This is a genomic window from Streptosporangium minutum (assembly GCF_002149035.1).
Classification (GTDB): domain Bacteria; phylum Actinomycetota; class Actinomycetes; order Streptosporangiales; family Streptosporangiaceae; genus Streptosporangium; species Streptosporangium minutum.
The window spans coordinates 1-12,933 of sequence record NZ_NGFP01000262.1 but is presented as its reverse complement, the minus strand read 5'-3'; the positions used below and the strand labels follow the sequence as shown (position 1 = coordinate 12,933).

Below are 12,933 nucleotides of genomic sequence, written 5' to 3'. Positions count from 1 at the left end.
GCGCCTGGGTGTAGGGGTGGGCGGGGCGGTCGTAGAGGTCGTCTCTGGGCCCGGTCTCGATGACCTTGCCCAGATACATCACCGCGACCCGGTCGGAGATGTGGCGGACCACCGACAGGTCGTGCGCGATGAAGAGGTAGGCCAGCCCCAGCGACTCCTGCAGGTCCTCCAGCAGGTTCACCACGCCCGCCTGGACCGACACGTCCAGCGCGGACACCGGCTCGTCGAGCACCAGCAGCTTCGGCTCCAGGGCCAGCGCCCTGGCGATGCCGACCCGCTGGCGCTGGCCGCCGGAGAACTCGTGCGGGTAGCGGTTGCCGTGCTCGGGGCTCAGGCCGACCAGCCGCAGCAGCTCGGCCACCCGGTCCGGGCCGCCGTCCTTCCAGCGCTCGTGGACCTTCAGCGGCTCGGCGATGATGTCGTTGACCGGCATCTTCGGGTTGAGCGACGCGTAGGGGTCCTGGAAGACGATCTGCATGTCGCGCCGTACGGGCTGCAGCTGCTTGGACGACAGCGTCGTCAGCTCCTTGCCCCGGAAGCGGACAGAGCCCGAGGTGGGCTTGTGCAGCTGCAGGATCGCCCGGCCGGTCGTCGACTTGCCGCAGCCGGACTCGCCCACCACGCCGAGGGTCTCGCCCTCGTCCACGTGCATGGACACCCCGCTGACGGCCTGGACCTGGGCCACCACCCGGCGCAGGAAGCCGCCGCCCCTGACCGGGAAGTTCATCACCAGGTCGTTGACCTCGAGCAGGTGGTCGCCGCCGACCGGCTCCCGTTCCGGAGCAGGCGTCTCCTCGGTCTTCACGCTCATGCCTTGGTCTCGCTCTCGGTGCGGAAGAACACGGTCGGGTCCTCGACCGCCGCCAACCGGTCCCAGTGGTGGCAGGCCGCGAAGTGGCCGCCGCTGTCGGTCTCGGCAAGCTCCGGCTCGGCCGTCCTGCACGTGTCGTCGGCGAGCGGGCAGCGCGGCGAGAAGGGACAGCCGGCCGGCATGTTGATCAGTGACGGGGGAGTGCCCTTGATCGGGCGGAGCCGGTCGCCGGAGTTCTCCAGGGACGGGATCGACCCCAGCAGACCCGCCGTGTACGGCATGCGGGGCTCCTCGAACACCGGGTCGGTCTCGCCGACCTCGACCGGACGGCCGGCGTACATCACCAGCACCCGGTGGGCCATGCCCGCGATGACGCCCAGGTCGTGCGTGATGAGCACGATCGCGGCGTTGACCGCGTCCTTGACCTCCAGGAGCTTCTCCAGGATCTGCGCCTGGACGGTCACGTCGAGGGCCGTGGTCGGCTCGTCGGCGATGATGATGTCGGGGTTGTTGATGACCGCCATGGCGATCATCGCGCGCTGGCGCATGCCGCCGGAGAACTCGTGCGGGTAGCTGCGCAGCCGTGCCTCGGCCTGCGGGATGCCGACGAGGTCGAGCATCTCCTTGGCGCGGGCCAGCGCGCTCTTGCGCGGCATCAGCTCGTGCGCGAGCACCGCCTCGGCGAGTTGGTCGCCGACGGTGTGCACCGGGTTCAGCGCGGTCATCGGGTCCTGGAAGACCATCGCGATCTTGCGGCCGCGCAGGCTCCGCTGCTTGCGGGCCGACATCTTCAGCATGTCGTCGCCGCGGAAGAGGATCTGCCCCTTGACCCGGGCGCTCTTGGGCAGCAGGCCCATGACGGCCAGCGAGGAGACCGACTTGCCGGAGCCGGACTCGCCGACGATGCCCAGCACCTCGCGCTCGCGCAGGCTGTAGGAGACTCCCCGGACGGCGCGGACGACGCCGTCGTCGGTGGGGAACTCCACCGTCAGGTTGTCGACCTTGAGGATCTCCTCCTCCGACGGAGGCCGTACGGCGTCCAGGGTCAGGCCGACGTGCACCTCCCCGGAGGCGTCGAGCACGTTGGGGGCGATGTCATAGGTGTGCACATCGCCCTTTCGGGGCTCGATCGGCACATTAGGAGTCGTCATTAGGCACGCACCCGGGTCTGTCGGGGGTCGAAGGCGTCACGCAGGCCGTCGCCGATGAAGTTGATCGACAGTGCGATCATGATGATGAACATGCCCGGCCACCAGAACAGCCATGGGCGGACCACCATCGCGCTGCGGTAACGGCTGATGAGCTGGCCCAGTGAGGTGTCCGGGGCCTGGATGCCCAGGCCGAGGAAGGACAGCGCGGACTCCAGCAGCACCGCGCTGGCGATGCCCAAGGTGGCGCTGACGATGATCACGCCGATGGTGTTCGGCAGGATGTGGCGGAAGATGATCCGGCTCGGCCGGGTGCCGATCGCGCGGGCGGCCTCCACGAACTCCTTCTCCCGCAGGGAGAGGAACTCGCCGCGGACCAGGCGGCCCAGTGTCGGCCAGGTCACCAGGCCCAGGAAGACGCCGAGGACCAGGGCGCCGCTGTCGCCCATCATCCGGCCGACGACGGCGGCGATGACGAGGACCGGGATGGTGATCATCACGTCGGTGAGGCGCATCAGCACGGCTTCGAGCCGGCCGCGGAAGTAGCCGGCCAGCGCGCCGACGACGGCGCCGGTGAGGGTCGCGACGATGCCGACGACGAACGCGATGATGATCGACTGCTGGGCGCCGCGCATGGTCAGCGCGAAGTAGTCGATGCCGATGTCGTCCTGGCCGAACGGGTGCTCGCCGAGGTGGATGCCGGTGCCGCCGAGGAACTCGGGGATCAGGCTGAGAGTCGGCTTGCCCTGGTTGGTCAGGGGGCCGGTGTCGAGGTAGGTCTTGTCCCACCAGCCGGGGATGCCGGCGAAGCCGATGGAGCTGAACGCCAGGACGATGACGAAGCCGAACATGATCATCCCGACCAGTGCGGCGCGGTGCCGGAAGAAGCGGCGGCGGACCATCTGGCTCTGGGTCCGGGCGACGATCGCCATGCCCTGCGAATCGGATGGGGTGCCAGGTTCCGTTGCCTGCGCATTGAGCGTCATGGGTGGTTCTCCGATTTCAGGACAGCCGGATGCGCGGGTCGAGGTACGCGTAGAGGATGTCGGCGATCATGTTGAAGACGACGATCGCGGTCCCGGTGACGATGAAGAACGCCATGACCGGGGCGGGGTCCACCTCTCGCAGGCCCTTGATGAACAGGTTGCCCATGCCCTGCCAGCCGAAGACGTTCTCGGTGACCACCGCGCCGCCGATGACGCCGGCGAAGTCGAAGGCCATCAGGGTGGTGACCGGGATGAGCCCGTTGCGGAAGGCGTGCTTGACCACGACGGTCCGCTCCGGCAGGCCCTTGGCGCGGGCCGTGCGGACGTAGTCCTGGTTCATGACCTCCAGCATGCTCGCCCGGCTGTAGCGCGTGTAGGTCGCCAGTGAGACCAGGATGAGCGCCATGCTCGGCAGCAGCAGGTGACCGGCCGAGTCCAGGTTCAGCTGCCAGAAGTCGCCGGCGAAGTTGGGGGTCCGCGCGCCGATCGTCGAGATCGGCCGTCCGCGCACCACCTTGCTGTAGGAGGCGAACGCCTGGAGCATGTGGTCCAGGAAGATCACAGCGCCGGTGAACAGGCCGGTCAGCACGGAGGCCGTGATCGCCTGGCGGCGCTGGAAGCCGCCCAGGCCGTAGCCCAGACCCACGCAGACCACGACCGTCACCAGGGCGAGACCGATGATCTCCAGCCAGGTGGGGTCGACCAGCATGGGAGCGAGCACCTGGGAGGCGACCGCCCCGATCAGGGCGGCGGCGAGGGCGGCGTACAGCGGCCCGCGCTGGCGCAGCCCGGCGGACAGGACGGTGAAGCCCACCGCGGCGGCGAGGGAGATGGCCAGGACGAGCGGAAGGCCGAACCCGGGGTCGGCGAACCAGCGGGTCACCGAGAGCAGGGTGAAGAGCGCACCGCTGATCGCGGCGCCGGCGAGGAAGGCGAGGAGCCGCCGCTTGCGGTCGCCCACGGTGAGGGCGCCGAATATCAGGCCGCCGAGCAGCGTCAGGACGCCGATGACGGTCGGCGGGATGCCCGGGTCCTTCAGCCAGTTGTTGAACTCGATGGCCATGTACTGCTTGAGCATCACCGCGATCCAGAAGATCGGCAGGGAGAAGCAGACGAAGGCGGCGAAGGTCACGCTGTAGTCGAACCCGCTGTACTGGCGGAGGGCGGAGACGATGCCGACGACGATACCGACGACGATCGCCAGCACGGTGGCGGCGAGCACCAGTTGGAGCGTGGCGGACAGGGCGTGGCCGAGAAGGGGGGCGACATCCTGGCCGTCGCGGTTGACGCCCAGCTCACCCCGGACGATGCGGCCGAGCCAGCCCAGGTAGCGGACCGGGATGGGGACGTCGAGCTCCATCCGCTCGGTGCGGTCGGCGATCTTGTTGGCCTTGTTGGGGCTGTTGTCCTGGCGGAGGTCTTCCAACGGGTCGCCCGAGAGCGCCGTCAGCACGAAGATGATGAAAGTGGCCGCCAGGAGGACGAAGAACGAGATGACCAGTCTCCGCGCGATGAAGACGATCATTCCCTCACCTCCTGCTCATTCGAAGGACTATATGTGCGGGTCAGGGCCGGAACCGGAGGTTGGTGATTCTCCGGTTCCGGCCCTGGGTGGTTGGTGTTCCATCAACCGCACGCGACGGTCAGGGAACAGGCCCTAGAACGAGGGGGTTACGACAGGCTCCACTTGTCCATGTTCCAGGTGATGGTCGACTGCGCGGGGTTCGGGACGACGTTCTTGACCGTCTCGTCCCACGCGCTGAGGCCCGGGTGCTGGAACAGCGGGATCGTGGCCAGGTCGGCCCAGAGGTTCTTCTCGATCTCAGCGATGAGCGGGTCCTGCGCGGCCAGGTCCACGGTCGAGTTCAGCTTCTTGATGAGCTCGTCGACCTTCTTGCTGGAGTAGCAGCCGTTGTTGTTGCCCTTGTTCTCGCCGTCGCACTTCTTCGGGGTGGTGAAGGTGGAGGCCCAGCCGCTGACCAGGGAGGAGCCCGACCAGGCGTACAGCGCCACGTCGTAGCCGTTGGCGGGCATCACGGTGCCGAAGAAGTCCTCGGAGCCCTTGTCGACGACCTTGAAGCCGGCCTTGTTGCAGGAGTCGATGATGAGCTGCACGGCAGCGGTACGGCGCGGGTTCGGGGTCTGGTAGCCGATCTTGACTTCCAGGCCGGTCTTGCCCGCCTTCTCCACGAGAGCCTTGGCGCCCTCGATGTCCTGCTGGGCGTAGACGCCGGCGCCACCGCTGGCCGCCACGACCGCGGCGCTGTTGGCCTGGAACGGAGCGACGTTGCGGACCTCAAGAGGCTTGGACTCCGGCGCCACGGGCTTGATCAGGTTGTCGACGATGAGCTGCCGGGGCACGCACTTGGCGAAGGCCTCACGCAGCGCCTTGTCCTTGAACGGGCTGGAGTCGAAGTTGAAGTCCAGGTGCTCGTAGGTGTAGGCGTCGCCCAGGTTGACCTGGACGCCCTCCAGAGCCTTGAGCTGGTTGAGCACGTCGGGGCCGGGCTGCGGCTCGACGATCTGGACCTCGCGGTTCTGCAGGGCCTGGGCCTGCTCGTCGAGGGCGATGAAACGCTCCACGACGGTCGGGGTGGCCGCGGGGGTCCCCCACCACTTGTCGTTGGCGACGAACGTCAGCGACTGGCCGGCGTCCATCTTGGAGAGCTTGTACGGGCCGGAGGAGGGGATCAGGTCAGCGGCGGGCAGCTTGCCCTCGGAGACCCAGCCGTCGTTCCAGAACTTGATGCCCTTGGCGATCTTCTTGTCGTCGGCGGCCTTGATCGCCGAGATGAAGTCCTCCTCCGACAGGCCGTCCTGCTTGGCGACCACGTGGGCCGGCAGGAACTCGGTCGCGCCAGGGCCGTTGGCAACCCAGTCCGCGAACGGCTTGTCATAGATCAGGGTGAACTTCTTGCCGCCCTTCTCGCACTCCGGGACCTTGGTGTCCTGGATGCCGGAGGTGTCGGAGGAGGCGAAGCCCTTGACCTTGCCGGACTTGAAACCCCACCAGAGCATGATGTCGTCGCAGTCGATCGGCGTGCCGTCCGACCAGACCGCCTTGTCGTTGATCGTGTACTCGACGGTCAGCGGGTCGTCCGCGGTCTTCTCGTAGGTGCCGAAGTCCTTGTCAGGAGTGATGGCGCCCTTGTCACCGTAGAACCAGAAGCCCGTCAGCACGCGCTGGAGGGGGCCCGCGTTGCGGGTGGCGTTCTCCGCGGTGGTGTTGTTGTTGTAGGAGTGGAACTCCTGCTCGTAGGCGTACGTGATGCTCTGTGCAGCCGGAGCCGAGGCTGACGCCGAGCCCGACGCGGCCGGCTTGTCCGCCCCCGTGTCGTTACCCGCGCAGGCGGTCAGCAGGAGCGCACCTCCTGCCACAGCAGCTAGAAACTTGCCAGATGTCCGCGATTGGAACACGCCAGCACTCCTTTAATTGTCCGGTCTGAGGTCAGCCGCCAGCATTGTCGAACAAAGCTGAGCACCGGGACTCTACCTCGGACAAGTAGGACGACTTGGGTGTTGCAGACCTGAGACCGGCACCGTCCCAAGCTGTAACAAAGTCGGGCGTGAAGCGCCAAACTCCTCAATCGGTGAGGATCAGGAAAAACGTAACGTTTGACCGAATAGTCCCAGTATGTGAGATGACGGAGAGTGACGGCTGGGAGGATCGCCGAAAGGCCCTCGGATGTTCGAGGTGGCGGCGAGCTGTTCGGAAACTCCGGTGAGGATCATGGTTTCGCTCACATACGGTGACCAAGAGGTCGGGTTTTCGGCTCTCCGGAACCCGTGGACCGGCGTGTCCGCGGCGGCGGCGGCGCGAGTTCTGTGGCGGTCTCCGCTCCGGCCCATGTCGGAGTTCCTTTTTCGGAAGGGATTTCCTCGCTTATATCAGATCGGCGAAGCGTCTCATGTGCGGAATTTCTATCCCAGATCGTGTTCCCGGGAGCACTTTCCGTAGCGGGTCTGGCGATTAGGGCGCCGAGAGACCGGAAAGCGGCGGCTGCCGCCGGTGGAAAGATCACCGCCTGCCGTCCGGCCCACCCCTCCCGGCACGGCCGTCCCGACGCGGGGGCGGACCTCCCGCCCGATCCTCCAGGTGGAGCCGTCCCGGACCTTCAGGTACGGCCGACACCCCTGGCCCGGCCGTACCGGCGTGCCGCCGGCTTGGCCCGATCTTTTCGGATATTGACACTCGGGCCACTCGTAGGGCGTGCCGCCGGTCTCCATGATTGGCCGCATGACAACGACTCTTCATGCGCGTAAGCGCGGGCTGCATCGCGCCTGGATCGTGGCGGGAGTCGCGTTCGTGGCCATTCTCGGCGCCGCCGGGTTCCGCGCCACGCCCGGCGTGCTGATCACCCCGCTCCAGGAGGAGTTCGGCTGGTCCCGGGGCACCATCTCGCTGGCCGTCTCGGTCAACCTCATGCTCTACGGCCTCACCGCCCCGTTCGCCGCCGCCCTCATGAACCGCTTCGGCATGCGCCGGGTGGTGTCGGGCGCGCTGCTGCTCGTCGCGGCCGGCAGCGGGCTCACCATCCTGATGAACGCCCCCTGGCAGCTCGTCCTGTGCTGGGGCGTCCTGGTCGGCCTGGGCACCGGATCGATGGCCCTGGTCTTCGCCGCCACCCTCACCGAACGCTGGTTCGTCCGCCACCGCGGCCTCGTCACCGGGATCCTCACCGCGGGCGGCGCCACCGGGCAGCTCGTCTTCCTGCCCGTCCTCGCCCACCTCGCCGTCGCCCAGGGCTGGCGCACGGCCGCCGTCACGGTCACCGCCGCCGCCCTCGTCGTCGTGCCGCTGGTCTGGTTCCTGCTGCGCGACCGCCCGGAGGAGGTGGGCGCCACCGCCCTGGGAGCCGAGCCCGGCGCGGTCACGGCCGCCCCGCCCGCCAGGGCCGGCGGGGCCGGCCGGGCCGCCGCGCACGCGCTCGGCGTGCTGCGGAGCGCCGCGCGGACCCGGCCCTTCTGGCTGCTCGCCGGCGGGTTCGCGATCTGCGGGATGAGCACCAACGGCCTGGTCGGCACCCACTTCATCCCCGCCGCCCACGACCACGGCATGGCCGAGCCGACCGCCGCGGGGCTCCTCGCACTGGTCGGGATCTTCGACGTCGCCGGGACCATCGCGTCCGGCTGGCTGAGCGACAAGGTCGACTCGCGGGTCCTGCTCGGCGCCTACTACGGGCTGCGCGGGCTGTCGCTGATGATCCTGCCCAGCCTGTTCGGGGCGACCGCCGAGCCGAGCATGCTCGTCTTCATCATCTTCTACGGCCTCGACTGGGTGGCCACCGTCCCGCCCACCGTGGCCCTGTGCCGGCAGATCTACGGTGCCGAAGGCGCGGTGGTGTTCGGCTGGGTCTTCGCCTCCCACCAGGTCGGCGCGGCCGTCGCCGCGGTGGGCGCGGGGCTCACCCGCGACCACTTCGGCGCCTACGACCTCGCCTGGTACGCGGCCGGGTTCCTCTGCCTGATCGCCGCCCTGATGTCGGTCGCCATCGCGAAGAAGGCATCCTTGACGGTGTGAATGAGCGAAGCGGATCAGTCGGCGGGCACGGCACCGGATCGGTCACGCGGCGGGCGGAGGCCGCATGACCGGTCAGAAGGTGCTCCCGCTGGTGGTCAGGATCGAGCGGGCGGCCCCGCCGGAGCGCACCGACGCCCTGGAGGCGGCCGCGCTCGCCGTGCTGACGCTGCTCGACGACCCTCGCGCCCTCGGCGACGGCGAATGGGCCGAGACGGTCCGGTCCTGGGAGGACATCGGGATCAGGAAGGTCGTCCGGCGGGCGCGCGGAGCCGAGTGGCGCCGGGTGCTCGACCTGCCCGGCATCACGGTGACCTCCGGCACCGCCGAGGTGCGGGTCCACCCGCCGGTGCCGCTCGACGACTGGCCCAAGGACCTGTCCAGACTCCAGGTCTCCGGCACCGACCTGACCGACTCGGCCCCGCCGGGACCGGCGCGAGAGGTGACGCTCTGGGTCAACCCGGAGCTGGAGATGTCGGCGGGCAAGGCGATGGCCCAGGCCGGGCACGCGGCCCAGCTCGCCTGGTGGGGCAGTGACGAGCACGCCCGGCAGGCATGGCGGGACCGGGGGCTGGCGGCCGCCGTACGGACGGCCGACCCCGCCGGATGGGCCGCGCTGACCGGTTCGGGCCTGCCGGTGGTCCGGGACGCGGGGTTCACCGAGATCGAACCGGGCTCGTGCACGGTCGTCGCGGACGCCCCGTGGCTGCGTCACGGCGGCTTCCGGCCCGCCGGCTCCGGGCCGCTCAGGGCATCTTGATCACGGCGGCTCCGGACCGCTCGGGGCATCTTGGCGACGTCGGCCAGGGCGGAGGCGCGCGCTGGCCGTCGTAGCGGCCGTCGCGGGGGCCAGGTGCTCGACGGCGGCGGTCCCGTCCCCCGCCGCCCGGAGTCCGAGGCCGTCGGAACGGGGCGGGGGACAGATCGGTGCGGGTCCCGGCCTCACGTGAGGTGCGGTGGAAGCGGAGCTGCGCCCGGCGTTCCACGGGCCCGTCGAATCATCGCGGCGGGTCTCCCACCGACACGGGGGATGTACTCGTCAAACGGGAGGCGGTCGTTACACGGAGGAAGGTACTCGTTCCCGAAGTGTGATGGGTATCGTGCGCGAGAAAACCGGATTTGTCGTACGCTCCCGATCGTGCTCGATGGGTTGGATGGGACTCCGGGGACCCGGGGGACGGGTTCTGCGCCGACGTATGTGACCGCCGAGGCGGCCACGTCCGAGCTGCCGAGGGTCGCCCTTGACGACCCGCCGAAGCCGCCGGTGAGCCCTCCGAGGTCACCGGTCAAGAAGTCGCGGATCGGCGACCTGCCGATGCGTGTGATCTACCGGATTCTCGCCGTGGTCACCGCGGTGATCGTGGCCGCCGTCGCGGCCGTGGCCGGGTTCGTGTACTCCGGCTCCTCAGATCAGCCGGGCGGGGAAGCGTCGGGGCCGATCGCCGCGCCATCTGCCGCGACGCCCTCGCCCGGTGTCAGCTCGCCGCCGGCTCCCTCCCCCCTGTCGTCGGCCTCCTCCTCGCTGTCGGCCTCCCCCTCGGCGTCGGCGCCCTCGCCGACCGCGAGCGCGGCCCGCGCCCAGGGACGGAGCGCGGCGGTGGTGGCGGCCCTGGCCGACCCCCGCGTCCCCGGGCTGCCGCGCGACAAACGGCTCGGCCGGCTGCCGGGCAAGGCGTACAAGACCAAGCGCCGCCTGCAGGACGGCAGGTCGGGTGTGTCGCTGGCCCGGCTCGGCAAGCCGTGGAAGACCCACGGCGCCGCGCCGTTCTCCACCAAGCAGGTGCTGCCGAAGGTGAAGGGCGTGCCGACCCGGGCGATGCTCGTCAGCTGCCCCGTGCCGATCAAGGTGCAGGAGAGCCCGAAGGACACCGCGCTGCTGGCCGCCCGCTGGACTCTCAACCACCACCCCGAGGGCGCCAGGATCGGCTGGACCGCCTCCCAGCCGGTCAAGGGTGGCTGGGTGCTCGCCTACCAGGTGAAGTACAAGGTCAAGGGCAAGTCCCGCTTCTCCATGGCCGCCGTCGCCGTGACGGAGGTGCCCGGCGCCAAGCCCGCCATGGTCTTCGTGACGATCCCCGACGCCCAGCGCAAGCGCTGGCGCGACATCAACACCGCGATCTCCTCGATCAGGTTGAAGTAGGCACTTACTGGGCAGGAATCGCCTTATTCATCTGGCCTAATGAAAATCGGGGGATTTCATGGCCAACCTCTCCGTCGTCGCCTGCGATGCCCTCGCCGCCGCCGAACAGGTGAGAGACCGACCCTTCGAGCCCCGGAGCCGGCGGCCGGACCGCCGTGTGGCCGGGGCCGGGCGCGGGCGAGGCGGCACGATCGGACCCCGCCGGGCGTCCGGTGCCGCGGACGCGGGCGCCACGGGCCGGGCGGACGTCTGAGGACACCGCTACCAGGACGCTCCCCCCGAGGGGCCGGCCTGGGCAGTGGAGGGGGAAGTCGTGGAGCGACCGGCGTCTCAGGAACGCAAGGGACCCAACGCCGAAGGGCCTGACAGGGACGACGAGCCCAAGCCGTGGCGGTCCGAAGGGTTGCCCCCCGGACCGCCGGCCCCGCAGCGCCCGAAGATCAACTGGCGGCGTTTCCTGATCACGCTCCTCGTGATGTACGCGGCCTTCTTCCTCATCTCGTCCTTCTTCGACAGCGGCGGGACCGAGACGGTCTCCTACACCCAGTTCACCCAGCAGGTGCAGGCCAAGAACGTCAAGGACATCTACGCCAAGGGATTCTCCGTCCAGGGCGATCTGAAGAGCGCGGCCAAGGACCCCGACAGCGGTGACCGCAGCTACACCAAGTTCTCCACCGAGATCCCGGTCTTCGCCGACCAGGACCAGCTCTACCAGCAGCTCACCTCGGCGGGCGTGGAGATCAAAGCCGAGCCGGTCAGCAGCGACCGCGGTTTCTTCGTCAACCTGCTGCTGTCGCTGCTGCCCGTGCTGCTGCTGGCGGGCCTGTGGATCTGGTTCATCCGCCGGTCGGCGGGCAACATGATGGGCGGCGGAGGGCTGGGCGGCCTGGGCGGCCTGGGCAAGTCCAAGGCGGCCACGCCGGTGGAGGCGGGCAAGGTCCGGGTCGACTTCGACGACGTCGCGGGCATCGACGAGGTGGAGAACGAGCTCGCCGAGGTCGTCGACTACCTCAAGGAGCCCGACAAATACCGCCGGCTGGGCGCCAAGCTCCCCAAGGGTGTGCTGCTCACCGGGCCGCCCGGGACCGGCAAGACCCTGCTCGCCAGGGCCGTCGCCGGCGAGGCCGACGTGCCCTTCTTCTCGGCGAGCGCGTCGGAGTTCATCGAGATGATCGTGGGCGTCGGCGCCTCCCGGGTGCGTGAGCTGTTCGAGGAGGCCCGAAAGGTGGCCCCGTCGATCATCTTCATCGACGAGATCGACGCGATCGGCCGCGCACGCGGCGGCAGCACCATCGGCGGCCACGACGAGCGCGAGCAGACCCTCAACCAGATCCTCACCGAGATGGACGGCTTCACCGGCTCCGAGGGCGTCATCGTGATCGCGGCCACCAACCGGCCGGAGATCCTCGACCCGGCGCTGCTGAGACCCGGCCGCTTCGACAGGACCGTCATAGTGTCCGCGCCGGACGCCGACGGGCGGTTGGCGATCCTCAAGGTGCACACCCGAGGCGTGCCGCTCGCCGACGACGTGAACCTGGCGCAGCTCGCCAAGACCACCCCCGGAATGACCGGCGCCGACCTGGCCAACCTGGTCAACGAGGCTGCGCTGCTCGCCGCCAAACGCGGGAACGCGAAGGTGCGGGCGCGCGACCTCACCGACGCCCTGGAGAAGATCCTGCTCGGTACGGCCCGCGCGGTCGTCATCCCGCAGGAGGAGCGCAGGCGCACCGCCTACCACGAGGCGGGGCACGCGCTGCTCGGCATGCTCCAGCCCGGTGCGGACCCGGTCAGGAAGATCTCCATCATCCCGCGTGGCCGGGCGCTCGGTGTCACGCTCTCCACGCCCGACACCGACCGCTACGCGTACGACGAGAAGTACCTGCGCGACCGGATCGTGGGCGCCCTCGGCGGCATGGCCGCGGAGCAGGTCGTCTACGGCGTGATCACCACCGGCGCGGAGAACGACCTGGAGCAGGTCACCCTGATCGCCCGGGGCATGGTCGGCCGCTGGGGGATGTCCGCCAGGATCGGCCCGCTGACCATCCTGCCGAGTTCCGCCGACGGCCAGCTCACCGCCGCCCCGGCCACCCTCGCCGCGGTGGACGAGGAGGCCCGGCGCATCGTGGACGAGTGCTACGAGGTGGCCCTGCGTGTCCTGACGGAGAACCGCGACCGCCTGGACGCCATCGTCGCCGCCCTGCTGGAGCAGGAGACCCTCGGCGAGGCCGAGGCGTACGCCGCCGCCGGACTGCCCCGCGGCGGGCACGTGGACGGACCTCTCTCCGCACACGAGGAAACCGGATGACCCAGTCTCCCGGGAGACACGGCCC

The 12,933-nt window shown here is 69.5% G+C and carries 9 protein-coding genes; 4 read left to right on the top strand and 5 right to left on the bottom strand.

The features are described 5' to 3' along the window. From CA984_RS49120 to CA984_RS36750, 5 genes are all read right to left on the bottom strand, one after another. On the bottom strand, nt 1–811 hold an 811-nt coding region (locus CA984_RS49120), incomplete at its 3' end, for an ABC transporter ATP-binding protein (protein WP_086578013.1). After that, complete coding sequence (locus tag CA984_RS49115) at nt 808–1,962, bottom strand: oligopeptide/dipeptide ABC transporter ATP-binding protein (protein ID WP_207621173.1); 1,155 nt, start codon at nt 1,960–1,962, stop codon at nt 808–810. The genes CA984_RS49115 and CA984_RS49120, both read right to left, overlap by 4 nt. Further along, nucleotides 1,962–2,891 (bottom strand): ABC transporter permease, encoded by a 930-nt coding sequence (locus CA984_RS36760; RefSeq protein WP_242676379.1) that lies wholly within the window; start codon nt 2,889–2,891, stop codon nt 1,962–1,964. The genes CA984_RS49115 and CA984_RS36760 overlap by 1 nt, the downstream gene beginning before the upstream one ends. A gap of 70 nt (nt 2,892–2,961) precedes the next feature. After that, entirely contained in the window at nt 2,962–4,470 is a 1,509-nt protein-coding gene (locus tag CA984_RS36755; protein ID WP_086578009.1) for an ABC transporter permease, read from the bottom strand. 146 nt (nt 4,471–4,616) lie between these two features. Continuing rightward, nucleotides 4,617–6,323: an ABC transporter family substrate-binding protein gene (locus CA984_RS36750; protein WP_242676378.1), complete on the bottom strand. Its 1,707-nt coding sequence runs from the start codon at nt 6,321–6,323 to the stop codon at nt 4,617–4,619. A gap of 859 nt (nt 6,324–7,182) precedes the next feature. Between CA984_RS36750 and CA984_RS36745 the strand changes: the two genes are divergently transcribed. From CA984_RS36745 to ftsH, 4 genes are all read left to right on the top strand, one after another. After that, the gene (locus tag CA984_RS36745) at nt 7,183–8,466 is read left to right on the top strand and encodes an MFS transporter (RefSeq protein ID WP_165781545.1); all 1,284 of its coding nucleotides are present in this window, start codon (nt 7,183–7,185) and stop codon (nt 8,464–8,466) included. A gap of 64 nt (nt 8,467–8,530) precedes the next feature. Beyond that, the gene (locus tag CA984_RS36740; RefSeq protein ID WP_108724670.1) at nt 8,531–9,223 is read left to right on the top strand and encodes an aminoacyl-tRNA hydrolase; all 693 of its coding nucleotides are present in this window, start codon (nt 8,531–8,533) and stop codon (nt 9,221–9,223) included. Between the two features lie 378 nt (nt 9,224–9,601). After that, on the top strand, nt 9,602–10,603 hold the full coding sequence (locus CA984_RS36735) for a hypothetical protein (protein ID WP_133061884.1): 1,002 nt from the start codon (nt 9,602–9,604) through the stop codon (nt 10,601–10,603). Between the two features lie 313 nt (nt 10,604–10,916). Continuing rightward, entirely contained in the window at nt 10,917–12,908 is a 1,992-nt protein-coding gene (ftsH, locus tag CA984_RS36725) for an ATP-dependent zinc metalloprotease FtsH (RefSeq protein WP_207621172.1), read from the top strand. Nucleotides 12,909–12,933 lie beyond the last annotated feature (25 nt).